21 protein-coding genes and 1 tRNA gene are annotated in these 22,208 nt (G+C 71.1%); 5 read left to right on the top strand and 17 right to left on the bottom strand.

Going from position 1 to position 22,208, the window contains the following annotated elements:
• Positions 1-230 precede the first annotated feature (230 nt).
• Positions 231-1,112, bottom strand: coding sequence for an oxygenase MpaB family protein (locus tag ACH4FH_RS29370; RefSeq protein WP_398558957.1), 882 nt, complete (start codon positions 1,110-1,112; stop codon positions 231-233).
• A gap of 80 nt (positions 1,113-1,192) precedes the next feature.
• Positions 1,193-1,801 (bottom strand): CatB-related O-acetyltransferase, encoded by a 609-nt coding sequence (locus ACH4FH_RS29365; protein ID WP_398558973.1) that lies wholly within the window; start codon positions 1,799-1,801, stop codon positions 1,193-1,195.
• Between the two features lie 141 nt (positions 1,802-1,942).
• On the opposite strand from ACH4FH_RS29365, the gene ACH4FH_RS29360 reads away from it, so the two are divergent.
• Entirely contained in the window at positions 1,943-2,479 is a 537-nt protein-coding gene (locus ACH4FH_RS29360) for a 2'-5' RNA ligase family protein (RefSeq protein ID WP_398558956.1), read from the top strand.
• A gap of 46 nt (positions 2,480-2,525) precedes the next feature.
• On the opposite strand, the gene ACH4FH_RS29355 is transcribed toward ACH4FH_RS29360, so the two are convergent.
• Positions 2,526-3,578, bottom strand: a complete 1,053-nt coding sequence (locus ACH4FH_RS29355; protein WP_398558955.1) for an Lrp/AsnC family transcriptional regulator — start codon at positions 3,576-3,578, stop codon at positions 2,526-2,528.
• 120 nt (positions 3,579-3,698) lie between these two features.
• Between ACH4FH_RS29355 and ACH4FH_RS29350 the strand changes: the two genes are divergently transcribed.
• Both ACH4FH_RS29350 and ACH4FH_RS29345 read left to right on the top strand, forming a co-directional pair.
• On the top strand, positions 3,699-4,865 hold the full coding sequence (locus ACH4FH_RS29350) for a lactate 2-monooxygenase (protein WP_398558954.1): 1,167 nt from the start codon (positions 3,699-3,701) through the stop codon (positions 4,863-4,865).
• A 17-nt stretch (positions 4,866-4,882) separates the two neighbouring features.
• Entirely contained in the window at positions 4,883-5,917 is a 1,035-nt protein-coding gene (locus tag ACH4FH_RS29345) for a 2-hydroxyacid dehydrogenase (protein WP_398558953.1), read from the top strand.
• 169 nt (positions 5,918-6,086) lie between these two features.
• On the opposite strand, the gene gntA is transcribed toward ACH4FH_RS29345, so the two are convergent.
• Positions 6,087-6,797, bottom strand: coding sequence for a guanitoxin biosynthesis heme-dependent pre-guanitoxin N-hydroxylase GntA (gene gntA / locus ACH4FH_RS29340; RefSeq protein WP_398558952.1), 711 nt, complete (start codon positions 6,795-6,797; stop codon positions 6,087-6,089).
• A gap of 307 nt (positions 6,798-7,104) precedes the next feature.
• Between gntA and ACH4FH_RS29335 the strand changes: the two genes are divergently transcribed.
• Positions 7,105-7,178: transfer RNA gene (locus ACH4FH_RS29335), tRNA-Trp, on the top strand.
• A gap of 204 nt (positions 7,179-7,382) precedes the next feature.
• A complete protein-coding gene (locus tag ACH4FH_RS29330; protein WP_398558951.1) occupies positions 7,383-8,660 on the top strand; it encodes a SpoIIE family protein phosphatase in 1,278 nt (425 codons plus the stop codon).
• Between the two features lie 42 nt (positions 8,661-8,702).
• On the opposite strand, the gene ACH4FH_RS29325 is transcribed toward ACH4FH_RS29330, so the two are convergent.
• From ACH4FH_RS29325 to ACH4FH_RS29265, 13 genes are all read right to left on the bottom strand, one after another.
• Positions 8,703-9,764 carry an LLM class flavin-dependent oxidoreductase gene (locus tag ACH4FH_RS29325; protein WP_398558950.1) on the bottom strand — a complete coding sequence of 354 codons (1,062 nt, stop codon included), beginning with the start codon at positions 9,762-9,764 and terminating at the stop codon, positions 8,703-8,705.
• Complete coding sequence (locus tag ACH4FH_RS29320) at positions 9,764-10,327, bottom strand: SRPBCC family protein (protein ID WP_398558949.1); 564 nt, start codon at positions 10,325-10,327, stop codon at positions 9,764-9,766. Before ACH4FH_RS29320 ends, ACH4FH_RS29325 begins: the two co-directional genes overlap by 1 nt.
• 133 nt (positions 10,328-10,460) lie before the next feature.
• Complete coding sequence (locus ACH4FH_RS29315) at positions 10,461-10,958, bottom strand: winged helix-turn-helix transcriptional regulator (RefSeq protein ID WP_398558948.1); 498 nt, start codon at positions 10,956-10,958, stop codon at positions 10,461-10,463.
• 52 nt (positions 10,959-11,010) lie between these two features.
• On the bottom strand, positions 11,011-12,330 hold the full coding sequence (locus ACH4FH_RS29310; RefSeq protein WP_398558947.1) for a PP2C family protein-serine/threonine phosphatase: 1,320 nt from the start codon (positions 12,328-12,330) through the stop codon (positions 11,011-11,013).
• 688 nt (positions 12,331-13,018) lie between these two features.
• The gene (locus tag ACH4FH_RS29305) at positions 13,019-13,963 is read right to left on the bottom strand and encodes a TauD/TfdA dioxygenase family protein (RefSeq protein WP_398558946.1); all 945 of its coding nucleotides are present in this window, start codon (positions 13,961-13,963) and stop codon (positions 13,019-13,021) included.
• A gap of 149 nt (positions 13,964-14,112) precedes the next feature.
• The gene (locus ACH4FH_RS29300; RefSeq protein WP_398558945.1) at positions 14,113-14,976 is read right to left on the bottom strand and encodes an ABC transporter permease; all 864 of its coding nucleotides are present in this window, start codon (positions 14,974-14,976) and stop codon (positions 14,113-14,115) included.
• Positions 14,969-15,775 carry an ABC transporter ATP-binding protein gene (locus ACH4FH_RS29295; RefSeq protein ID WP_398558944.1) on the bottom strand — a complete coding sequence of 269 codons (807 nt, stop codon included), beginning with the start codon at positions 15,773-15,775 and terminating at the stop codon, positions 14,969-14,971. The genes ACH4FH_RS29300 and ACH4FH_RS29295 overlap by 8 nt, the downstream gene beginning before the upstream one ends.
• Positions 15,772-16,809, bottom strand: coding sequence for an ABC transporter substrate-binding protein (locus tag ACH4FH_RS29290; RefSeq protein ID WP_398558943.1), 1,038 nt, complete (start codon positions 16,807-16,809; stop codon positions 15,772-15,774). The genes ACH4FH_RS29295 and ACH4FH_RS29290 overlap by 4 nt, the downstream gene beginning before the upstream one ends.
• On the bottom strand, positions 16,806-18,134 hold the full coding sequence (locus ACH4FH_RS29285) for an LLM class flavin-dependent oxidoreductase (RefSeq protein WP_398558942.1): 1,329 nt from the start codon (positions 18,132-18,134) through the stop codon (positions 16,806-16,808). The genes ACH4FH_RS29290 and ACH4FH_RS29285 overlap by 4 nt, the downstream gene beginning before the upstream one ends.
• A 475-nt stretch (positions 18,135-18,609) precedes the next feature.
• On the bottom strand, positions 18,610-19,851 hold the full coding sequence (locus ACH4FH_RS29280) for an ROK family protein (protein ID WP_398558941.1): 1,242 nt from the start codon (positions 19,849-19,851) through the stop codon (positions 18,610-18,612).
• A 181-nt stretch (positions 19,852-20,032) separates the two neighbouring features.
• Positions 20,033-20,473, bottom strand: coding sequence for an NUDIX hydrolase (locus ACH4FH_RS29275; RefSeq protein ID WP_398558940.1), 441 nt, complete (start codon positions 20,471-20,473; stop codon positions 20,033-20,035).
• Positions 20,470-20,859 carry a 5-carboxymethyl-2-hydroxymuconate Delta-isomerase gene (locus ACH4FH_RS29270; protein WP_398558939.1) on the bottom strand — a complete coding sequence of 130 codons (390 nt, stop codon included), beginning with the start codon at positions 20,857-20,859 and terminating at the stop codon, positions 20,470-20,472. The genes ACH4FH_RS29275 and ACH4FH_RS29270 overlap by 4 nt, the downstream gene beginning before the upstream one ends.
• A 223-nt stretch (positions 20,860-21,082) precedes the next feature.
• Positions 21,083-22,168: a prephenate dehydrogenase gene (locus ACH4FH_RS29265; RefSeq protein WP_398558938.1), complete on the bottom strand. Its 1,086-nt coding sequence runs from the start codon at positions 22,166-22,168 to the stop codon at positions 21,083-21,085.
• Between the last annotated feature and the right edge of the window lie 40 nt (positions 22,169-22,208).

Genomic DNA, 22,208 nt, shown 5'->3' with positions numbered 1-22,208 from the left:
GAGGTCATCGAGTGGGGGTGTTGTCCTGCTTTTCCTTGCTCTTCCAAGGGGCAGGCACACGAACCGATGGCGCAACAGGTGGAGGGCAATCGGGTTGCCTCCGGAAATGTTGAGGGGCATATGCGCGGAGTGCGCACCGCAGGCGCGCCAGGCGCTGCGGAGAGCCCCCGCCACGCGTGCCGGGAGGAAGGTCCGCCGGAGTGCGCCGTGCTCGGTCGACCACCCCGAGGTCAGTCGGTGCGGGAGGTCGCCCGGGGAGGTGTCATGGCCCATCGGATGGCCGAGGTGAGGGCACGTCCGGTCATGCGGATGAAGCGGCTCTCGGTCCCCGGGACGCGAGGCAACCCGAGGTGTCTGCGGGCCCATGGCGGGAGGGAGGCGACCGCGTTCAGGGCCAGGACGGCGTAGGGGAGCCGGGCGACCCAGGGCAGGGGCGGGTGCAGGAGGATGAAGCGCGCCGCCTCGCGCGCCTCTTGTGAGGCGCGGAGCTCCGGCAGGTAGGCGGCCAACCGGTCCTCCAGCTCGGCCTGGTCACGCGGCGGGTCGAGCACGCCGAGTGCGGTCGCCACCCGTGCGGCGTCGGCGATGTACGCGTCGCGCCCCGCGGCGTCCAGTGGGTGCGCGCCGTAGAGCCGGTGAGCGCACAGAAAGCTGTCGACCTCGGCGATGTGCACCCAGGCGAGGAGGTGCGGATCCGCGGCGTGGTACTTCTCCCCGGTGGCGGTGGTCCCCGCCACGCGCTCGTGCACCGCTCGTACGTGGTCGACCGTCTGCTGTGCGTCCGCGGCGGGGCCGAACGTCGTCACGGCGAGGAATGTGCTGGTGCGCTGGAGCCGGCCCCAGGGGTCGCCGCGGTAGCCGGAATGCGCCGCCACGGCGGCCATGGCCAGCGGATGCAGCGACTGCAACAACAAGGCACGCAGGCCACCGATGAACATCGAGGCGTCGCCGTGGACGGTACGGATGGGCCGGTCCGGGCCGAACCAGCGAGGCCCCGGCGCGCCGTGGATGCGGGCTCGGTTGACCGGCCCCTCCGGGCCTGCGACGCGGTGGAACAGGCTGCTGCCTATCCGCTCGCGCAGACCGAGGAGCCCTCGTGCCGAGACGTTCATGCATCAAGTATCCGCCCGGACGTTCGCCGCCCCAAGGCCGCCGGACTCCTGCGTCCACCCGCTCCGGGGCGCACCCGCCGCTACCCCTTGCTCGGGGCCGCGGCTTCCAGGTCGTCGACGCTGCCGGACATGATCGTCGGCAGGTGCTCGCTCAGGTGCTGGATGGGCCAGTCCCACCAGGCCAGCGCCAGCAGACGGGCGATGTCCGCGTCGTCGTACCGGCGGCGGACGAGCTTGGCCGGGTTGCCTCCGACGATGCCGTAATCCGGTACGTCATCGACGACGACGGAACCGGACGCGACGATCGCTCCGTGGCCGATACGAACGCCGGGCATGACCATGGCCCGGTACCCGAACCAGACGTCGTGGCCGACCACCGTGTCGCCCCGTCCGGGAAGGCCGGTGATCAGACCGAAGTGCTCGGCCCACGAACCTCCCATGATCGGGAACGGGAACGTGGAGGGCCCGTCCATGCGGTGATTGGCGCCGTTCATGACGAACCGCACGCCCTCGCCCAGCGCGCAGAACTTCCCGATGCGCAGCTTCTCCGGTCCGTAGTGGTACAGCACGTTGCGGGTCTCGAACGCGGTGGGGTCGTCCGGATCGTCGTAGTAGGAGAACTCCCCGACCTCGATCAACGGCGAGGTGACCAGGGGCTTCAACAGCACCACCCGCGGCTGGTCGGGCATCGGGTGCACCACGGTCGGGTCCGGGGGAATGACAGGTGACACGAGGCGACTCCCTCTCCGTGGCGACGGATCGGCCGACCCGTCCGGCGCGGCTGTGGCCGCTGAACGTACCCATGATCGCAAGTGCCATCCTGGTGTGTCATGGCGGACAACTCCAGTGATTTTCACGCGGGACGGACGGGCCTCGTGGTCAAGGTGCCCGAGGTGGAAGCGACGGTCCGCGCCTGGCGGGAGCGGCTGGATCCCTCGGCCCGAGCCGGTGTGCCCGCGCATGTGACGGTGCTCTTTCCGTTCCTCGAAGCGGGCCGCATCGACGTTCGCGTCCGCGCCGCCATCGCCGAAGTCCTGGAGAAGCACAGGGCATTCGATGTGCGATTCGCGCGATGCGGGCGGTTTCCCGAGGTGCAGTATCTCGTTCCGGAACCGGATACGCCGCTGCGGCAGCTCACGCGGGCCATCGGCGACCGGTGGCCGGAGGCCCCGCCGTTCGGCGGCCGGTTCGCCGACGTCATCCCCCACCTGACCGACGCTCAAGGTCAGGAAGCCGACGTCCTGGACAGGATCGAGGCCGAGCTCCTTGCCGGCCTGCCCCGCACGTCACACGTCTCGTCGGTGGAACTCATGGTGCACGACGGCGTGCGGTGGCACGAGCGGGCGTCGTTCGCTCTCCGGGAATGAACGACCGCAATGCGCGCGGCTCTCCGCCGACCGGCCCGCGGTCGGATCAGACCTCGGAGTCAGGCCAGGCGCCGACGTCGCTCCAGACGTCGGGCGGGATGACGCTCACCGAGCGGCCGTGCGCGTCCAGAAGGTGGCCCAGGAGTTTCTCGTGCCGGAGGGTGATCACCCGCTCGGCGATGTCGAGGCTGGGGTGGGTCGCGGCGAGCTGGGTCTCGAAGCGGAGGACGTCGGTGACGGAATGCAGGCTCGCCTGGAGGATGAGGTTTTCGGTGCCGCTGATCGCGGCGCAGTTGCGGGTCTCCGGGAGCCGGATGAGGGCCTGCCCGACGTCGGGCAGGTCCGACGGCGGCACCTTGGCCCAGAAAGTGACGGAGACGGGCCAGCCGCCGAGCGGGCGGGCGAAGTCGCAGCGGAAGCGGAGCAGGCCGAGGCGGCTGAGCTGGTCGGTGCGCCGCTTGACCGTGGAGGCACTGACGTCCAGCGCGGCCGCCAGTGACTGGTAGGAGGCTCTGCCGTCGTTCACCAGGTGACCGAGGATCGCTCGGTCGGATGCGGTGATTTCGCCCGGGCCGTGGTCGGTGGGCAACGCCTCGGCACCGGCGGCGAGTTGGGCACGCTGCCCCGGGGCGAGTGCGGCGATCCGCCAGTGCCCGCCCTCGGTGAACATATGGGTCACGATCCGCGGGCGGACGGCGCTCACACCGGATACCGCGGGCAGGATGTCGAGGGCGTAGCGGGACAGGGCGGGCAGGTCGCGGGTGGCCACGGTCGCGAGGAGATCGTGCGCGCCGGCCGCGCGCTCGATGGTGAGCATATGGGGGTGCCGGCTCAGCGAGCGTGCCACGGCGGCGGGGTCGCCGAGGGAGCACTCGATCTCCAGGAAGGCGGTGCAGACCTGCTCGAAGAGCCGCGGCCCGGGGGAGAGGCCGATCCACGCCTCGCCGCGCTCGGACAGCCGGCTCCAGCGCCGGGCCACGGTGACGGGATCCACCCCGAGGGCGCGTCCCAGTTCGGTCCAGGAGGCGCGTGGTCGCAGTTGCAGTGCGTTGATGAGCGCCAGGTCGTCCTCGCTCAGCAACGTGGCCGGATCCTGCATCTGCACCTCTCCTCTGCGGGATTCCTGCAATAAGGCGGGCGGCACAGTGCAGTATCGCAACCTTGTCGGGCGAGCACAGCGTGCTCGTCACTGGTGCTCCGGGAAGGAAGAGGCGGGCTGATGCGTCGGACGTTCGGTTCCTATCAGGACGAGATCTACCTCAACGGGCTCGGCGGCGTGATGCCACGCTTCCCGATGAGCTTCGAGGAACTGGAGGCCAGAGCGGAGGCGGTGCTGCCGCCCTCCGTGTGGTCGTACGTCTGCGGTGGCGCCGGGGACGAGCGAACGCAGCGGGCCAATGTCAGCGCGTTCGCCCGGTGGGGGCTCATCCCGAGGATGTTCGTCGGCGCCGCGGAGCGTGACCTGTCGGTCGAGCTGTTCGGGATGACACTGCCCTCGCCCGTCTTCGCGGCGCCGATCGGTGTCATCGGTCTGTGCGCGCAGGACGGGCACGGCGACGTGGCCACCGCGCGGGCCGCCGCCCACACCGGGGTGCCGATGGTCGCCTCCACGCTGTCCGTCGACCCGATGGAGCAGGTCGCAGCCGAACTCGGCGACACGCCCGGCTTCTTCCAGCTCTACACCCCGACCGACCGGGACTTGGCGCAGAGCCTGGTGCGGCGCGCCGAGGAAGCCGGCTTCAAGGGCATCGTGGTCACCCTGGACACCTGGGTGACCGGCTGGCGACCGCGGGACCTGGCGACCGGCAACTTCCCGCAGCTACGGGGACATTGCCTGGCCAACTACACCTCGGATCCGGTGTTCCGCGCCGGTCTGGAGCGCACCCCGGAGGAGGCGCCGCAGGCCGCCGTGCTGCGCTGGACGCAGATCTTCGGCAATCCGCTGACCTGGGCGGACCTGCCCTGGCTGCGGTCGCTGACCGACCTGCCGCTGATCGTCAAGGGCATCTGCCATCCCGAGGACGTACGCCGCGCCAAGGACGGGGGCGTGGACGGCATCTACTGCTCCAACCACGGAGGCCGGCAGGCCAACGGGGGGCTGCCCGCCCTCGACATGCTCCCCGCGGTCGTGGAGGCCGCCGACGGGCTGCCGGTGCTGTTCGACTCAGGCGTCCGCAGTGGCGCGGACATCGTGAAGGCCATCGCGCTGGGGGCCACCGCCGTGGGGATCGGGCGTCCCTACGCCTACGGTCTGGCTCTCGGCGGCACCGAGGGCATCGTGCACGTCCTCCGCTCCCTGCTGGCCGAAGCCGACCTGATCATGGCCGTCGACGGGTACCCCACCTTGGACGGGCTCACCCCGGAAGCACTCCAGCGCGTGGCGTAGCCCCCTCAGGTGCGCAGATGCCCTCCCGCCACCCCTCGCACGATTTCCCTAGGAGCCACGTGACCACCACCGCGACGAACACCGTGAAGAACGTCCTTGCCGTCGTCTCGCCCCATGTGGGCGGCCGCGCCGCCGGAGGCGCGCTCGCCCAGGTCTTCCCCGGACAGGCCCGCGTCACCGTCGTGGAGACCGCCGACGAGGACCCCACGGCCCTGCGCGAGGCCCACGTCATCATCACCGGGCTCGGGCCGGTCACCGCCGAGCACATCGCGGCGGCGCCGGCCCTGGAGCTGGTCCAGTGCGCCAGCCACGGGTTCGACTACGTCGACCTGGAGGCGGCGCGTGAGCGCGGTGTCCTCGTGTGCAGCATCGGCTCCAGCGGCGCGGAGAAGCAGAACGTCGCAGAGCAGACCTTCGCGCTCATGCTCGCCCTCGCCAAGCAACTGATCCCGGCCCACACCGCGCTCGTCGACGCCGACTGGGCGCTGCCGCGACTCCAGCACTCCCTCACCGAGCTGTCCGGCAAGACCCTCGGCGTCGTCGGGCTCGGCCACATCGGTCAGGAGGTCGCCCGCCGTGCCGTCGCGTTCGACATGAGCGTGGTCTACGCAGGTCCGAGGCCCGCCGCCCCGGAGACCGAGACCGCGCTCGGTGGCGCGCGCCATGTGGAGCTGGAGGAGCTGCTGCGGACGTCCGATTACGTCAGCCTGCACGCCCCGCTCACCGACCGGACCCGACATCTCCTCGACGCCGAGCGGCTGGCGCTCCTCAAGCCGACCGCCTTCGTCATCAACACCGCGCGGGGCGCCCTGATCGACCAGGACGCTCTCGCGGACGCGCTGGAGGCCGGCGCGCTCGCCGGCGCGGGCATCGACGTCTTCGACCCCGAACCGCCCACGGCGGGCCTGCGGCTGCTCCGCGCCCCCAACGTCGTGCTCTCGCCGCACGTCGGCGGCGTCACCCGCGAAACCCTCGTCCGCATCGCCCTGGCCGCCGTGCAGAACGCCGTGAACCACATCGAGGGCAAGCCGCTGGGGGACGTCGTCTCCTGATGCCGCGGTGCGACGGACCGCAGCGGTGGACGGTCCGCGGTGCGACGGGCGGCCGTACGCCCCCATGAGCGCGCCGCCGGACAGTCCGGCGGCCGCGGGCGGGCCCAGCGGTCGGGCCTGCCTCAGGTGCCGCGTCCGGCCGGGCCCCGGGCCGCGCCGGGGCCTGCGGTCACCCGACGGGTTGGCCGACCACGCTCGGCTGCGCGCCGACGGGCTCGCGGTCCGTGCGGGCGCTGAAGGGGCACTCCCAGTCGGCCGGCTTCGGCCGGCCCGAGTAGCGCCGGGCCTCGGAGAGCTGCTCGTACTCCAGGAGGTTGGGGTTGATGTCGCCCTGCAGCTCGATGTCCTGCTTGCGGATCTTCTCCTGCAGGCGGTCCCACAGGCCGGCTGCCTTTATTCGGTTGAACTGCTCGTGGGAGTTGAAGGCGAGCATCGGGAAGGGTGGGCGGCGGCCCACGCGGCGGTGCGACTCGTGCAGTCCGATCACGAAGAACGGGTGACCGGCGACGCTGTAGGCGAAGGCGCCGGACGCCGGGTCGTGGTCGTAGCCGTCGGCCCAGGGGTGGGTCAGGCTGTCGTGGTCGTGCACGGCCTGCAGCTGCTGCCACATCAGACGCTCGAACTCGGTCTCCGGCAGGTCCAGCGGGCCGGAGAAGGTGGCGATGAAGCTCGTGAAGGGCTTGGCGGCCCAGTCCACCGTCTTCACGTAGGCCTCCAGGTCCGCGGTCATCTCCATGGCCGCCGTATCGTCCCCGAGCCACGTGTAATGGCGGTGGGTGATGCCACCCTGCCGCCAGGCCGAACGACCGGCCAGGCAGGCGAAGGAGTCGCCGAGCAGGAACTGCGCGACTTCAGTGGCGGCGGAGACGTCAACCGGCATGTGTTCTAGACCTTCGTCGTGGAGGGAAACGTGGAGGGAAACGTGGTGGGGTACCTGGCAGTCAAGATCGGGCAGAGCCAATCCGTCAAGACGGGACCTCGCGCGCTGTGATTGCGGTCACTTCCGGCGTCCGGTGCGGCCGCGGCGGCCCGAGGGGCCGCCGGCCCCGAGCGCACCTCGACGACCAGGGTCCCCGCCCGTCGCGCGCCCGTTCCGTGGTCCTTTCTGTGGATCTTCAGCGCCCGAAATGCCGGGATGAGAGAAAGGGCTTTACCCCTTCGCCGACCGGTGCCAAGCTCCCTTGCCGAGGGGCGTAGCTCAAAGGGCCAGAGCACCGGTCTCCAGAACCGGAAGATGTGGGTTCGATTCCTGCCGCCCCTCATGACGGCCCGGTCCTCCCCGCCCGCGACACCGCGGGTCCGCCGAGGGAAAGTCGGGCTCGGCCCTTCGCCGGCATCGGTGGCGCCGCGGAACGTCGCGGTGGCCCTTCCGAGTCGATGGCGGGCGGTGTTGCGGCGCCTGCTCGGGGCGCACGGCTCGTAAATTGGGATGATCTCGATCTCGCGGGCCACCTGGCAGGAGCATGTGACGACATCTCAGATCGACTACGCGGCGCTGTTCGCCGCCACCCCGAGCCCCTGTCTGGTGCTGGGACCTGACCTGGTGATCGTCGATGCGAACCGGGCCTACTGCAGGGCCACCGGGCGCAGCCGTGCCCACCTCGTGGGGCAGTACGTCTTCGATGCTTTCCCGGACAATCCCGCGGACCCGGACGCCGACGGGGTGCGCACACTGAACGCGTCCCTGCACCGCGTGCTGTCGTCCCGCACCCAGGACCCCATGGCGCTGCAGAAGTACGACATCCCCCTCGTGCACCGGCCGGGCCGGTTCGAGGAGCGTTGGTGGTCCACGATCAACACTCCCGTCCTCGGCGTGGACGGCTCGGTGGCGTGGATCCTTCACCGGGTCGAGGACGTGACCGCGTTCGTCCGCGCCCGCCGTACCCAGCTGCGGATGACCGGCGGCAACCTGAGCGAGCGGGAGGAGGGGATGGAGAGCGAGCTCTACGCCCGGGCCCGGGAGCTGCAACGCCTCAACGAGGAGCTGCGCCAGGCGCATGCCCGCGAACGCCAGGTGGCCGTCACCCTGCAGGAGGCGATGCTCCACTCGCCGGACCTGGCCGGGCACCGCGACATCGCGGTGCGCTATCTGCCCGCCATCGGCTCGCTGAATGTGTGCGGCGACTGGTACGACGTCGTCGACCTGCCGGGAAACGGCTTCGCCGTCGCGGTCGGCGATGTCGTCGGCCACGGGCTGGAAGCCGCCACCGTCATGGGGATGCTGCGCAGTGCGCTGAGTGCCGCCACCCGTGCCGTGGAGGGACCTGCGAAGGCGCTGGAGGTGCTCGGCCTGTACGCCCGCTCGGTCGAGGGGGCGCTGGCCACCACCGCGATCAAGGTGATGATCAACGTCGGCGCGCACCGCATCACCTACAGCAGCGCCGGCCACCCGCCGCCCGTACTTCTGCACCCGGACGGCACCTGTGACCTCCTGGACCGGGCCACCGACCCGCCGCTGGGCGCCCGCCCCGACCATGTCGCCCGTCCCGAGGCGCAGCTCTCCTACGGCGCGGGTGACACCCTGGTGCTGTACACCGACGGGCTCATCGAACGCCGAGGCGAGGACATCGACGCCGGCCTCGCCCGCCTGACCGACGCCCTCGCGCGCGTGAGCCGCCTCAGCCCCGAGCGGCTCGCCGATGCGCTGCTGGCCCGTCTCGGCGTCAGCGCCGGCGCCCGCGACGACATCGCGCTCGTCGTCGTACGCCTGGGTGGTGTCGCTGCCCCACCTCCCGCCCGGTAGCGAAGCGGTGTCCCGCACGACGCCGCCCGAGCCCGCGCTCCGCTACCCGGCCGCCTTCGGCTCCATGGCGCGGGTCAGGTCCAGAGCCCTGCCGAGAGTCGTGAGCCGGGCTTCGAGGGTCTCGCCCGCGGGGTAGAAGCGGACGGTGTCGACCCCGGCGTCGCGCCATACCCGCAGGCGCTCCCGCACCATGTCCTCGGTGCCGATCAGCGTCGTGCCGAGCACCATCTCGTCGGTGACGAGTTCGGCCGCGCCGTCCCGGTCACCGCACTGCCAGCGCTCCCGTACCTCGGCCGCGGTCTCGGCCCAGCCCTGGCGGCTGTAGGCGTCGTTGTAGAAGTTCGTGGTGGCGGAGCCCATCCCGCCCAGACTGAATGCCAGCTCCTTCTTCCGGCCGGCGACCATCGCCCGCAATGCGTCCTCGTCCTCGGCGAACGCGACCTCCGCGCCCTGGCAGATATCGAGATCGGTGCGCTTACGGCCCGCGGTGGCAAGGCCCTTGTCCAGGTGGGAGAAATAGGCCTGGCCTGCGCCCTCCGGTACGAAGCTGGTGCCCAGCCAGCCGTCCGCGACCTCCCCGGTCAGCTGGAGCATTTTCGGCGAGAGGGTCGCGAGGTAGACCGGGATGTCGTATTCGGAGCGCATCGAAAGGCGCATGGATCTGGCGTCGTTATCGGGCAGCGGAATGGTGAACTCTCGCCCGGCGTAGGAGATTTTCCCGCCGGTCGCGGCCTGCCGCACGATGTCGACGGTTTCCCGCGTGCGCGCCAGCGGCCGGGCGAACGGTACGCCGTGCAGACCCTCGATGACCTGCGGACCGGACGGGCCGAGGCCCAGCAGGAAACGTCCCTCGGAAATGTTCGACAGGGTGATTGCCGCCCGGGCGATGGCCGTTGGTGTGCGCGTACCGAGCTGAATGATCCCGGAGCCGAGCAGCATGCGCTCGGTGCGTGCGGCGAGAAATCCCAGGGGTGACGGCGCCTCGGATCCCCACGCCTCGGCCACCCAGCAGATGTCCAGGCCCAGCTGCTCCGCCTCGCGCACAAAGTCGACGGTTTCCCGCCAATTACCGCCGGACGCCTCGATCGTGGTGGACGTACGCATTATTCACTCGCCTTTCCGAAGGTCCCGTCCGGGAGGACGGAAGGCAGGTCAGGCCCGCCTTCGGCCAGCTCCTTGATCGCGGTGAGAGTGCTGCCGATATTGGTCTCGAATTCCCGCATGCGCACAAAGACGATCGACTGCTCTTTCACCGGCATGCGATCGATGGCGTACGAGAGTCCGGAGCGGCCGGGCCCCAGCTGCATCCACTGGCGAAGCAGCGTGCCGCCGCCTTCCTGCGGGGTGAGGGTGAACCGCCAGACGGCGGAGGGGCGCTCGATGTCCTCGACCGCCCAGGCGAAGACGCGCGGCGGCTCGTACTCCACGAGGTGCGAGGTGGTGGACCACTCCCCGAAGGCCTCGTGCCGGTTGTGTCCGACGAAGCGCGCCCCGAGACACGGCCCGGTGCGGCCGTCCAGCCACTCCACCGACCACAGCTCGGGACTCATCCGCGGCATCGTCTCGATGTCGCAGACCACTTCCCACACCCGCTCCGGTGGTGCGTCGATCCGGATCGACACCTCGACCGTCGGCTTGTCCGCATAGCGCGCGCCCGTCCACTCCACGACCGTGAAGCCTCCTCGACCGTCCGAAGATCCCTGCAAAACAGGGGCTGGCCTCTAAAGTTGCGTAGATGAACTCACTCGTCAAGAGGGTGCCGAGACAGAAGGGGATCTTCGGACCGGTGGGACCGTCGCGTCAGTCCGCGAACCGCTCGCGTACGTCCGGGCGCTCGGCCAGCCGCGCGGGGTAGCCCGGGCCCAGCCGCGGCCGGGTGTCGTCGGCGGTCATCGGCTCACCGCAGTCGTCGCAGACCACCGCGGCGCGGCTCTCGTGCCCGCAGCGGTCGTGGTGGAACACGATCGGCGGCCCCTGCTCGTCGGCGAGCCACCGGTCGCCCCAGGCATTCATGGCCAACAGCACGCCGAAGAAGTCACGGCCCATCTCGGTGAGGACGTAGTCGTGCCGCACCGGCTGGGTCTGGTAGGGCCGCTTCTCCATCAGCCCCTCCTCCACCAGCCGCCGCAACCGGTCCGTGAGGGTGTTGCGGGCGATGCCCAGCGACTGCTGGAACTCGTCGAACCGCCGGACTCCGTAGAACGCCTCCCGCAGCACCAGCGGCGTCCACCAGTCGCCCAGCAGGTCCATGGTGCGGGCGATCGAGCAGGGCCAGTTGGCGAAGGAGGACCGTCTCATGGGCTCAGGATACGGCGGGTCTCGATACGAGACCCAGCACGTCGAGGACGTCTTACCCTTCCTCGACGTCCGTGCCGGGCGGCACGTCGCGCTCCGCCATGGCGTCCTTCGGCGTGGTGTGCGGAGGCAGGCCGGTCAGGGCCTCGACCCGGGCGGGGCGGTAGGGATCGGGTCCGCTCCACTCCAGCAGCAGGACGGTCGCGTCATCGTTGAGCCGGCCGTTGTGGTACCGCAGATGGTGCCGGATGAGACGGCGCAGCGTTTCCGGCACCGGCAGGCCATCGGCGTGGTGGCGCAGCAGGAAGTCGGTCAGGCCGTCCAGGCCGAACTCCTCTCCGTCCCTGTTGCGCGCCTCGGTGATGCCGTCGCTGTACAGGAGCAGACGGTCGCCGGGCTCCAGCTGCTCGTGGCACACGGCGGGTTCCAGGCCGAGGTCGGCTCCCGCGGGCGGCGCGGGCGAGCAGGCCAGGCTCCAGGCCGTACGGCCGCGTCGGATGATCACCGGTTCGGGGTGCCCCAGGCTCGTCCAGCTCAGCAATCCCGTCGCGAAGTTCAACTCGGCCATGATCCCGGTGGCGTAGCGCGCGCCGCTGAACTGTTCGACCAGGGCTCTTTCGATGGCTGCGGCCGTCTCCGGCATGTCGGAACCGTCGCGCCTGTGGTTGCGGTAGGCGGCCAGGGCGAGCGCCGCGGTCAGTCCTGCGGCCGTGTCGTGGCCCATGGCGTCGAAGACGGCGAAGTGGACGGTGTCCACGCCGACCGCGTAGTCGAAGACGTCGCCGCTGATCTCGTAGGCGGGTTCCATCACGGCGCTGATCAGCACCCGGTCGGTGGCGCAGGTCCGCGGGGGCATCAGGCGCCACTCCATCTCGGCCGCCACGTTCATCCCTCGGCGCCGCACCAGACCCGCGTACACGTCGCTGGTCGCGCGCTTGCTGACCACCATGAAGGCGATCATCCCGGCCACGGTGCGCAGATCGTCGGCGACCGGGGCACCGGCTTCACCGGCGGACACCCGCACCACCCCCAGACGTTCCGTACCGTCCAGCAACGGCACCCACCACTGCCCCGCCGAGGACGCCGCGCCCCTGACGATGCCGCCCGTCTGGAAGGCCCGTCCGGCGAGTGTGCCCTCCACCTGCAACTCGGTGGGCTCGTCCGCGCTCCCCGCCCCCGTGGCCGACCCGCCTGCGGCCAACAGGTGCAAGGACTCCTGTTGCAGGTCGGCCAGATAGATCAGCACCTGCGACCAGCCCACGCGCACGGCGTGCTTGGCGACCACCTCCGGGATCTGCTCCAGCGTGATCACGTGACTGGCGGCGATGAGGTCACCCAGCATCCGGTCAGCGGGCCCCAGGCCCGTGCCGCTCATGCAGCCACCTTCCTCAGCGCATTTCCTCGGTGAATGAACACCCTGTATCCACCATCCCGCATTCGTTCCACGCCGCACGGCGGGACGCGTGTGGCGCGACGGTGATCTGGGGCGCGTGGCGGGAAGTGTCGCCGGGCCGGGACCGGCCGGGCAGATGGGGCCGGCTTGCGCGGCGGGGAGGGCGTGGGGCCTCGCGGCGTACGGGCGGGGCTCCGTTCGGCGGTGGCTTCGTCGCGCCGAGGGCTGTTCGCCGTTACCGTCGGGCTACGGCCCGCCACCCGGCGGGAACAGGCTGCGGCCCACTGTCCTTCGCACGTCGGTGGGTCGCAGCCGGCCGTCCACCTGCCGCGCTCCTGCCGGTCGCGGCAGCCCGCAAAAAGACCTGGAACAACCTGTTCCCGCCGGGCTTCCGCGGGAACAAATGGGGACAGGTCGTCGTTGTTGTCTATGTGGCTGCCAAGGGAACTGTGACCCCGGGCCCGACTTATTGCCCATGAGAAAGATCGTTCGGCTGAAGTCTCATGGAGCCTTTCGCCGAGAGGTGACCGCCTTTGGTAGCGCACACCCACAAACGCCCCGGCTGGTCTCCCCCGTCCAGTCGGGGCTCTCATGTGTGCGCACGCACGCCTGCGGGCCCGGCGCAGATGCCGGGCCCGCAGAGCGAGCGGTCGCCGTGTCCGGGTGCGCGTTACTGCGTGGCATCACCCGGCTGGGCCAGGGCCGTGTTGTAGGCGGTGTCGTCGCCGGTGACCGAGCGGCTGGTCGAGCCGTCGACGGCCACGGGTGTGTCGCCCGCCAGGGTGATCCGCTGCACGCGGCGGGCCAGGGTGCCGTAGTCGGCGACGGCGTAGTGCTGCGTGGCGCGGTTGTCCCAGAAGGCCACATCGCCCGGCGCCCAGCGCCACCGCACGGTGTTCTCCAGGCTCGTCACATAGGACTGGAACAGCTTGAACAGCTCACGGGAGTCGTCGGCGTTCCAGCCGACGAAACGCCGCACGAAGCCGCCCAGCACCAGTGAGCGTTCACCGGTCTCGGGGTGCACCCGCACCACCGGGTGCTCAGTGACGTACTCGGTCGAGGTGAAGATCTCGCGGTGCCGGCGGGCGGCCTCGCTGTCGTCCGACGGCTTGTAGGCGGCGTAGTCGTACGCGTTGGAATGCACCGCCCACAACTCGTCGGCCAGCGTGCGCAGTTCCTTCGGCAGCCGCTCGTACGCGGTGACCGTGTTCGCCCACACCGTGTCGCCGCCGTACGGGGGCAGTGTCACCGCGCGCAGGATGGAGCCGAGCGGCGGCCGCTGCACGAAGGTCACGTCGGTGTGCCAGTGGTTGGCGCGCCCGGCGGTACGGCCGTAGTCCAGGTCGAGCACGGCAGGGGCGCCGTCCAGCGAGGGGATCGTGGGGTGCGCCGTGGTCGGGCTGCCGAACCGGCGGGCGAAGCGCTCCTGGCGCGCGGCGTCCAGATCCTGGCCGCGGAAGAAGATCACCTTGTGCTCCAGCAGGGCGGCCCGGATGGCCTCGATGGCCGGGGCGGGCAGGTCTGCCGAGAGGTCGACGCCGTGGATCTCGGCGCCGATGTTCCCGGAGACCTTGACGACGTCGAGGGAGACGGCGGAGGAAACGGGTGCGGTCATGACGGATGTCCTTTCGGAGGCGTGAGGCGTGAGGCGTGAGGCGTGGGGTGTGGGGGGTGGGGGGTGGGGCGTGAAGCCGGAGGTGATGACGGGTGAGGTACGGAGGGATCGGGTGGGTGGAGAGATGCGCCGGCCGGCTGCGCGGAGGGCTACTGGGAGGGCTCGACGCGCCAGCGTGAGAAACGGCGCTCCAGCGACACCAGGACCTGATTGAAGGCCAGGCCGAGCAGCGCGATGGTCACGATGCCCGCGTACATCTGCGGCACCGCGAAGTTGAACTGCGCGGCGTTGATCATGTAGCCGAGGCCCGCCTTCGCCCCGGTCATCTCCGCGGCGACCAGCACCAGGATGGACGCGGCGCCGGCCAGCCGGATACCGGTGAAGATGGTGGGCAGCGACGCGGGCAGCACCACCTTGCGAAAGAGCTGCAGGGAGGAGAAGCCCAGCGAGCGGGCGGACTTGACCAGCAGGGCGTCCACTCCGCGTACCGCGCTGACGGTGTTGAGCAGGATGGGCCAGGTGGATGCGTAGACGACCAGCGAGATCTTGGAGTTCTCACCGAGGCCGAGCAGCAGGACGAAGACCGGCAGCAGGGCCAACGCGGCGGTGTTGCGGAACAGCTCCAGCAACGGCCCCAGCAGCTCGGCAGCGGTCCTGTACCAGCCGATCAGCACTCCCAGCGGGATCGCGATCACCACCGCGATGGCCAGACCCGCCACCGAACGGACCACGCTGGCCTGGAGGTTGTCCCAGAGCAGCCCGCTGCCCGCCGCCTCCAGCCACGCGCCGACCACCTCGGAGAACGGCGGCAGGAACACACTGTCGACCAGACCCGCTCGCGGCGTCACCTCCCACAGGGCGAGCAGCGCGACGATGGCCACCGAGCGCTTGGCCACGGCGCCCGCGAGGCGTGCCGCACGCCGCGCCGGGTTCGGTCGGGGTGGTAGCGCGGCTCCGGCGGCTACAGGCTCGGCAACTGTCCGTTCGCGGTCGAGCTGCAATGTCTCAGACACGCGCCACCGCCTCCTCTCCCTCGCGGGCCGCCTGCCGGACCTCGTCCTGCAGTTGCTCCCAAATACGGTGCCTGAGCTGCGCGAACTCCGGGCTGGAGCGCACATCTCCGGTACGCCGGTCGCCGAGACCGACGTCGATGACTTCCTTGATCCGCCCGGGGCGCGAGGTAAGTACGGCCACCCGCTGCCCCAGGTACACGGCCTCGTCGATGCCGTGCGTGATGAACACGACGGTCTTGCCGGTCCGCTCCCAGATGCGCAGCAACTCCTCCTGCAGCAGCTCCCGCGTCTGGGCGTCCAGTGCGGCGAACGGCTCGTCCATCAGCAGTACATCGGGGTCGAAGGCCAGGGAGCGGGCAATGGCCACCCGCTGCCGCATCCCGCCCGACAGCTCGTGCGGATAGCGGTCGCCGAAGCCGGTCAGGCCGACGAGTTCGAGGTACTCCTGCGCCCGCTCGCGGCGCTCCCGGCGCGGCACGCCCTTCGCCTCCAGACCGAACTCGACATTGCCGCGTGCGTCGCGCCACGGCAGCAGCGCGTACTGCTGGAAGACCACGCCCCGGTCCAGGCCGGGCCCGAGCACCGGCACCCCGTCCACCAGGACACGGCCGCTGCTCGGCGTGGCCAGCCCGGCCAGCAGATCCAGCAGGGTGGACTTGCCGCATCCGCTCGGGCCGACCACCACCGTGAACTCACCGGGGGCGATCTCCAGGCCGACGTCCCGCAGCGCGGTCAACTCCTCGCCCTCACGGGACGGAAAGGTCTTGGTGACGTTTTCGAAGACGATCGAGCTGCTCATGCCGCTCCTGAGTAGGGGTTGAACCGGTTGGTGTACAGCCGGTCGAGAGGTGCGTCGCGGCGGTCGACGATGCCGTCGTCCACCAGCCGGTCCCGCCACACGGACAGTTCACGTGCGGCGATCACGCCGCCCCGTCCGGCGACGCCGTAGCCCTTCCAGAACTGCAGCGCCGCGGCGTCCTCGGCGCGCTTTCGGTCCTTGAGGATGCGCCGGAACCGGTCGATGACCTGCGGGGCGGGCCGGCGCTGGCTCCAGGCGAGCGCGCGGGCCACCGCGCCGACCACGGCGCGTACGGTGTCCGGGTTGTCGTGCACGAAGCCGTCCCGCATCACCTGGCACCCGCAGCTGAAGGCACCCAGCACCTGGTAGTCGTTGAAGACCGGCCGGATGCCGCCACGTTCCAGCGCGGCGTCGCGCAGGATGCCGCCGAGCACGGCCACATCCAACTGGCCCGAACGCAGAGCCTGTTCGGCGCTGACCGGCGGGACCACCACGATCTGCGCCGACCGCGCCCGGTCCGCGGGAAGGCCCGCCGACCGCAGCCGCATCCGCAGCACGTCGTCGGCCTGCCCGCCCAGCGTGTTGGCGCCCACCGTACGGTCGGCGAGGTCCCGCACGGTGCGTACCGGGCTGTCCTCGCGGACGTAGTACCCCGACCACACCTTGGCGTCGACGCCGTAGTAGCTGTACAGCGACGTGATAGGGGCGCCCGCCGCGACCAGCCGGATGATGGCGCCGTTGAAGGCCCCGCCGATATCGGTGTCGCCGGTGACCGTGGCCTGGATGTCCTGCGGGCCGCTGGTGCTGTTGCCGATCCACTCCAGCCGCACGTCCTCCAAGTATCCGAGCCCGGCAGCGAGTTCAAGAGGAGTGACCGCGCCCGCCGAGCCCTGGTAGCGGATGGTCCGGGTCTGCGGCCGGCGGCCCGAGCGGCCCCGGTCCTCGCGGGCCGTGGCGATTCCGGTGGCGCCCAGGCCGGCGGCGACCACCGCCCCGCCGATGCCGGCGGCCAGCGCGCGTCGGGTGAGGCTCATGCCGCCACCGCCCCGGCTGTCGGCAGCGGCAGGCCGTAGTGCTCGCGCAGGGTCGAGCCGGTGTATCCCTCGCGGAACAGCCCGCGCTTGCGCAGCAGGGGCAGGACGTGGTCGACGAAGTCGTCGAGCCCCGCCGGCAGCAGCGGAGGCATCACATTGAAGCCGTCCGCCGCGCCCTCGCGGAACCACTCCTCGATGAAATCGGCGATCTGCTCCGGCGTACCGGCGAACACCTGGTGCCCGCGGCCACCACCGAGCCGCCCGATCAGCTGACGCAAAGTCAGCCCCTCGCGTTCGGCCAGGTCCCGGATCAGTTCGAATCGGCTCTTCGCACCGTTGACGGCGCTGACCGGCGGCAGTGGGGGCAGCGGCGCATCGAGCGGATGGTCCGTGAGGTCGACGCCCAGGGTCGTGGAGAGCACGGACACCGCGCGCTGCGGGGTGATCAGCTCGTTCAGCTCCCGGTCCAGTTCCCGAGCCTCGGCCTCCGTGGACCCGATCACCGGCACGATGCCGGGAAGCACCTTCAGCCCCTCCGGATCGCGGCCGTGCGCGGCGGATCGCCGCTTGAGGTCCTGGTAGAAGGCTTGTGCGTCCGCCAGTGTCTGCTGGGCGGTGAACACCGCCTCCGCGTAGCGCGCCGCGAACGCCTTGCCGTCCTCCGACGATCCCGCCTGCACCAGCAGCGGCCTGCCCTGCGGGCTGCGCGGTACGTTCAGCGGGCCCCGGACGCGGAAGTGCGCTCCGCTGTGGTTGATCTCGTGCACCTTCGACGGATCCGCGTACGCACCGGAATCCCGGTCCAGCACGAGCGCGCCGTCCTCCCAGCTGTCCCACAGCGCCTGGGTGACCTCCAGGAACTCCGCGGCCCGCGCGTAGCGTTCCGCGTGCGCCTGATTGGCGTCCCGGCTGAAGTTCTGAGCGGCCCGGTCACCGGCGGAGGTGACGATGTTCCACCCGGCGCGGCCGTGGCTGAGATGGTCCAGCGAGGCGAACTGCCGGGCCAGGTTGAACGGTTCGCTGAATCCCGTCGAGGCGGTGCCGATCACCCCGATGCGCGTGGTGACGGCCGCGATCGCGGACAGCAGGGTCAGCGGCTCGAAGTGGTTCACCAGCCCGTACTGGACGGGGCTGCGCACCTCCAGGCCGTCGGCGAGGAACACCGAGTCGAACGCGGCCTCCTCCGCCTTGCGCGCCAAGTCCTGGAAGTGCGCGATGTCGGACACCCGTGAGGGATCGGTGCGCGGATGTCGCCACGCGGCCTCGTGGTGGCCGACACCCATCAGGAAGAGATTGAGATGGAGTTGCCGGTCGTTTGTGGTCATCAACAGTTCCTCGGAATGGGGAGCGCAGCGAGAGGCAGGCGCCGGGGAGAAGCGGGGGAGGGATCCGGACAGGCCGCAGCGGGCCTCCGGAGCACGAAGAAGCACATGCGGCAACGGGGCTGTCGGCGCCTGAGGCGCATCAAGGGGAGCTGCGGGACCCGAGGGGGTCAGCGCAGCGCGTGCGGACGGCGCGGACAGCGCAGACAGAGGGGACAGTCGCGGCGACAACTGCCGGGACCGTCGGGCCGGGAGGCGCGCTGAGGGAGGCGAGTGCGGAGGGATTCCCCCGGGCGGCCCACTGCCGCCCCTCGCCCGGCGGCGCTGTGCGCCGCGGTCCTCACTGTCGCGTCCATGCCTCGATTCTTGTCGGGCTGCGCGCCCCGGGCAATGGTTTGCGACGCGGTGGAAGAAACCCCCGCCGGCGCCCCGGAGACCCTCGAAGCAGGCGCTTCCTCCGGCCCGTTGGCGTCGGCCCTCATGCGGAACCGGCCGTACGCAACTCCATGGGGCGGCGGTGGACGGCGTCCAGCACCACCGCGCCCGCCGACACCGCCAGCACCTGCTCACCGAAGCTGGTGGGCACCACGACGTGCTCGGGGTCGGCGCACAGGTGGGAATGCGCGGCGACCTCCTCGTGCAGGTCGGCCATGAGGTCCGGCAGGTGCACCACGGCGGCCTCGGCGACCACCAGCAGCTCCGGATTGAGCACGTCCAGCAGCAGTGCCGCCGCCCGGCCCACCATCCGCAACCGCTCCCGGAACATGCGCAATGCCGCCGGATGGCCGTCCAGGGCCCGCTCCAGCAACAGCGCGAAATCCGGCCTCTCGATCAGTCCTTCCGCGAACGCCCTTCGGCCCAGGGTGTGTTCGGACACCGTGGCCTGGAGGCATCCGCTGCGGCCGCACGCGCACGGCGGCCCCGGCACCCCCAGCGGCAGATGCGCGATGTCCCCCGCCCCGGAGCTGCGGCCGCGCAGCACCCCGCCACCGGTCGCGATGGCCGCGTCCACCACATTGCCGACGAACAGCTGCACCAGCTCCGCGCTGCCGCTCCCGGCGCCGAACAGCAGCTCCGCCCGCGCGAGGGCCCGCGCGTGCCCGTCCACGTGCACCGGAAGCCGCGTCGCCGCGGAGAGCACCTGGCGCACGGGGACGTTGCGCCACCCCAGCAGGGAGTGCTCGACGACCGTGCCCCGCTCGCTGTCCACCCAGCCACCGGTCACCACGCCCAGTCCCAGCACCGAGCGGTGACGCGACCGGCGCGCCAGGAATCCCGGCAGGTACGACCGGATCCGCCCCAGCACGTCGCCCGCCGACCGCCGGTGCCGGATCCGCTCCTCGGCCAGCACCGCCCCGCGCAGATCCACCAGCGTGAACGTCATCATGTCCACGGCTATGTGCACCCCGCACGCCGCGTGGTGGGCGGGATCCACCTCCACCGGCATCTGCGGACGTCCGGCCCGCGGTGGCCCGGCCACCGGCGGCAGCTCACGCAGCAGCCCGAGCCCGATGAGTTCCGCGGTGTGCCGGGAGACGGCGGCGGGGCTGAGGCCGGTCGCCCGCGCCAGGGCGGTGCGGGCGAGCGGACCGCCACGCAGGACCGCCCGCAGCACCACGCCCGCACCGTCCCTCGGCGCGGCCCGTACCTCCGGTGGCGGGTACGGCAGCGCGGGTGCGATCAGCAGGGGCGGGCGGGCAGGGGTGGCAACGGCGGCCATGGGCTCCTCGCTCGGTCGGCAGGACGACGACGTCGGCCACCGGACCCCCGGAGGATCAGTGGCCGCGGCCCGGACAACACAGCGTGGAAACCATGCGTCGATGCTCGCAGCGCGCTACCGGCCTGGTCAACGGCGTGACGTTACGAGGGCGTGGCAGTCGTGCGAACGGATCGGGGAGTCGTCACGGCCGCACCTGTCCCGTACGGATCATCGCCACTGCGTCGATCGCCGCCGGGGACAGTGACGACTCCCGGAGCCCGGCCGGCGGCATCCACGCGGCGGCGTCGGTCGAGTCACCGGCCTTGGTGACCGCGAGAGGTCCCGGGGCGAACTCGACGGCATAGAAGAGTCCCACCAAATGCCAGCGCACCCCGAGCCGGTCGGCCGTATAGGTTCGTGCGTCGACCAGGCGGGCGTCGAGCAGTTCGAGGCCGGTCTCCTCGTGCAGCTCGCGCGCGAGGGCCTCGGGAGGTTGCTCACCTGGATCGACGCCCCCACCGGGCAGATGCCACAACCCGGGTGCGAAGACCGCTGACGCCTCGGAGAGCCGCGTCAACAACAACTGACCGTCCGAGGTGGCGATCGCGTACGTGGAGATGCGCGAGCGTACGGGCGCACTCATGCTTGAAGCCGCGGTTCGGCCGGCGCGGGCTCCACGTGCTTGCTGTATGCCGTGCTGAGATCCCAGATATCCACGGAGGCGTGTACCGCGGTGCCCGGCACCGACGCGGTGTGGAGGCGGACGAGTTCGAGTACCGCACCGCTCAGTGCCGACTTGGCCTCGGCCGTACGGCCCGGCAGGATCGCGAAGTCGATATGGATCAGCGCCTGCCCCGGCTCACCGTTCGCGATGACGACCTCTTCGGCGTGCCGGAAGCGTGTCTTGCAGCTCTCGACGGTGATTCCTTCGACCGTTTTGGCCGCCAGCGCGTGCAGTTCGAGTGCGAAGCGGCGGCGGTCGAACGAACGGTCCAGGGCTTTGTCGTACTCGACGGTGATGTGCGGCATGCTCCTGCTGCTCCTTGTCCGGGCTGGTCGGGCGGTCGGGCTCGGTACGGCTGGTCGGTTCCCGGCGGGCCCCGCCGACACTCTCGCATCGGGACTCCGCCGGCTCAACAGGGCTCCGGCGCCTTGCGCTACGCGGCTGCGCCGGGTCGGTCGGCAGGTGTGGTTCGACGTGCGCGAGCGTGCGTGCCGGACGCCGCGAGGCAGACGGGACTTGAAGACAGCCCTAGCGGACCGCCCAGCCCCGATCGCGCAGGGCGTCGGTCAGCGGGCGTGCGACGTCCGGGGCGACACGCAGGCCGACCGACGCGTGAGCGGGCGCGCCGGCCTCCGGGAGCACCATGCCCTCCAGATCCACTCTCGCCTCACCGACGTCATCGAGCAGCCGCGCCAGCTGCCGGCCCTGGTCACCGACGGCGACCGAGAGGAGGGCATGGGCGTCCGCGCCTCCGCCGCCGTGGGTGGTGGCGATGCGGGCCCGGCCCTCGCTGCCGCGCCGCAAGATCTCGGTCAGGTCCGAAAGCGCGGCGTCCTGCTGCTCCGGTGCCGCTTCGGTGAGCAGGCTCAGGGCATCGGCCGTTCTGCGGAGGTCCGTGGTCAGTTCCGCCAGCAGGGGTCCGACGGCGGCGGCGTTGGCGGCGAGGATGTCGGCCCACAGCCCGGCGTCGCCCGCGGCGATCCGGGTGACGTCGCGCATGCCACGGCCGGCCAGCCGTACGGCGAAGTCCTCCCCGTCCAGCAGCCGGGCAGCGGTGAGGCTCGCCATCAGGTGGGGGAGATGGGAGACCAGTGCCACGGCCCGGTCGTGGGCTGCCGCGTCGAGCAGTACGGGTACCGCCCCGCACAGCGACACCAGCTCCAGGGCGCGGTTGAGTGTGCTCTCGCCGGTCTCCGGAGTGGGCGTGAGCACCCAGTGACGGTCGTGGAAGAGGTCGGCGCGCGCCGACAGCGGGCCGGAACGTTCCCGTCCGGCCAGCGGGTGCCCGCCCACCACGGTGGTGGTGTCACAGCCGAGGGCCAGGTACTCGGCGTGGGGGAGTGCCTTGACGCTCGCCACATCCGTGTACACCCGGGCCAACTCGGCTTTCTGGTGGTCCGCGAGGGTACGGGCGACGGCGGACGGCGGCACGGCGATGACCGCGATGTCCACGGGGGCCGGCGGTGGCTCGGGCGTTCCCGCGCCGCGTGCGACAGCCAGGCGCAGGCTTTCCGGGTCGCGGTCGATGATGTGGGTGGTCACTCCCCGGCCGGTCAGCGCCAGGGCGATCGATGTGCCGATGAGACCGGTGCCGACGACTGCAGCGGTGTGCAAGGGGGGCTCCTCGACCATGGTGGGGTGGACGGTGGACCCG

It is taken from the genome of Streptomyces sp. NPDC017993 (assembly GCF_044328065.1).
In the GTDB taxonomy this organism is placed as follows: Bacteria; Actinomycetota; Actinomycetes; order Streptomycetales; family Streptomycetaceae; genus Streptomyces.
This window is presented reverse-complemented; position numbering and strand designations above follow the sequence as displayed.

Coding starts and splice junctions, on each gene's coding strand:
- ACH4FH_RS29280 (WP_398558941.1), bottom strand. CDS start 19,851: ATGGCCGCCGTTGCCACCCCTGCCCGCCCGCCCCTGCTGATCGCACCC.
- ACH4FH_RS29355 (WP_398558955.1), bottom strand. CDS start 3,578: ATGCAGGATCCGGCCACGTTGCTGAGCGAGGACGACCTGGCGCTCATC.
- ACH4FH_RS29290 (WP_398558943.1), bottom strand. CDS start 16,809: ATGAGCCTCACCCGACGCGCGCTGGCCGCCGGCATCGGCGGGGCGGTG.
- ACH4FH_RS29315 (WP_398558948.1), bottom strand. CDS start 10,958: ATGAGACGGTCCTCCTTCGCCAACTGGCCCTGCTCGATCGCCCGCACC.
- gntA (WP_398558952.1), bottom strand. CDS start 6,797: ATGCCGGTTGACGTCTCCGCCGCCACTGAAGTCGCGCAGTTCCTGCTC.
- ACH4FH_RS29305 (WP_398558946.1), bottom strand. CDS start 13,963: ATGACCGCACCCGTTTCCTCCGCCGTCTCCCTCGACGTCGTCAAGGTC.
- ACH4FH_RS29350 (WP_398558954.1), top strand. CDS start 3,699: ATGCGTCGGACGTTCGGTTCCTATCAGGACGAGATCTACCTCAACGGG.
- ACH4FH_RS29285 (WP_398558942.1), bottom strand. CDS start 18,134: ATGACCACAAACGACCGGCAACTCCATCTCAATCTCTTCCTGATGGGT.
- ACH4FH_RS29370 (WP_398558957.1), bottom strand. CDS start 1,112: ATGAACGTCTCGGCACGAGGGCTCCTCGGTCTGCGCGAGCGGATAGGC.
- ACH4FH_RS29365 (WP_398558973.1), bottom strand. CDS start 1,801: ATGCCCGACCAGCCGCGGGTGGTGCTGTTGAAGCCCCTGGTCACCTCG.
- ACH4FH_RS29270 (WP_398558939.1), bottom strand. CDS start 20,859: ATGCCGCACATCACCGTCGAGTACGACAAAGCCCTGGACCGTTCGTTC.
- ACH4FH_RS29275 (WP_398558940.1), bottom strand. CDS start 20,473: ATGAGTGCGCCCGTACGCTCGCGCATCTCCACGTACGCGATCGCCACC.
- ACH4FH_RS29310 (WP_398558947.1), bottom strand. CDS start 12,330: ATGAGCGGCACGGGCCTGGGGCCCGCTGACCGGATGCTGGGTGACCTC.
- ACH4FH_RS29295 (WP_398558944.1), bottom strand. CDS start 15,775: ATGAGCAGCTCGATCGTCTTCGAAAACGTCACCAAGACCTTTCCGTCC.
- ACH4FH_RS29325 (WP_398558950.1), bottom strand. CDS start 9,764: ATGCGTACGTCCACCACGATCGAGGCGTCCGGCGGTAATTGGCGGGAA.
- ACH4FH_RS29345 (WP_398558953.1), top strand. CDS start 4,883: ATGCCCTCCCGCCACCCCTCGCACGATTTCCCTAGGAGCCACGTGACC.
- ACH4FH_RS29360 (WP_398558956.1), top strand. CDS start 1,943: ATGGCGGACAACTCCAGTGATTTTCACGCGGGACGGACGGGCCTCGTG.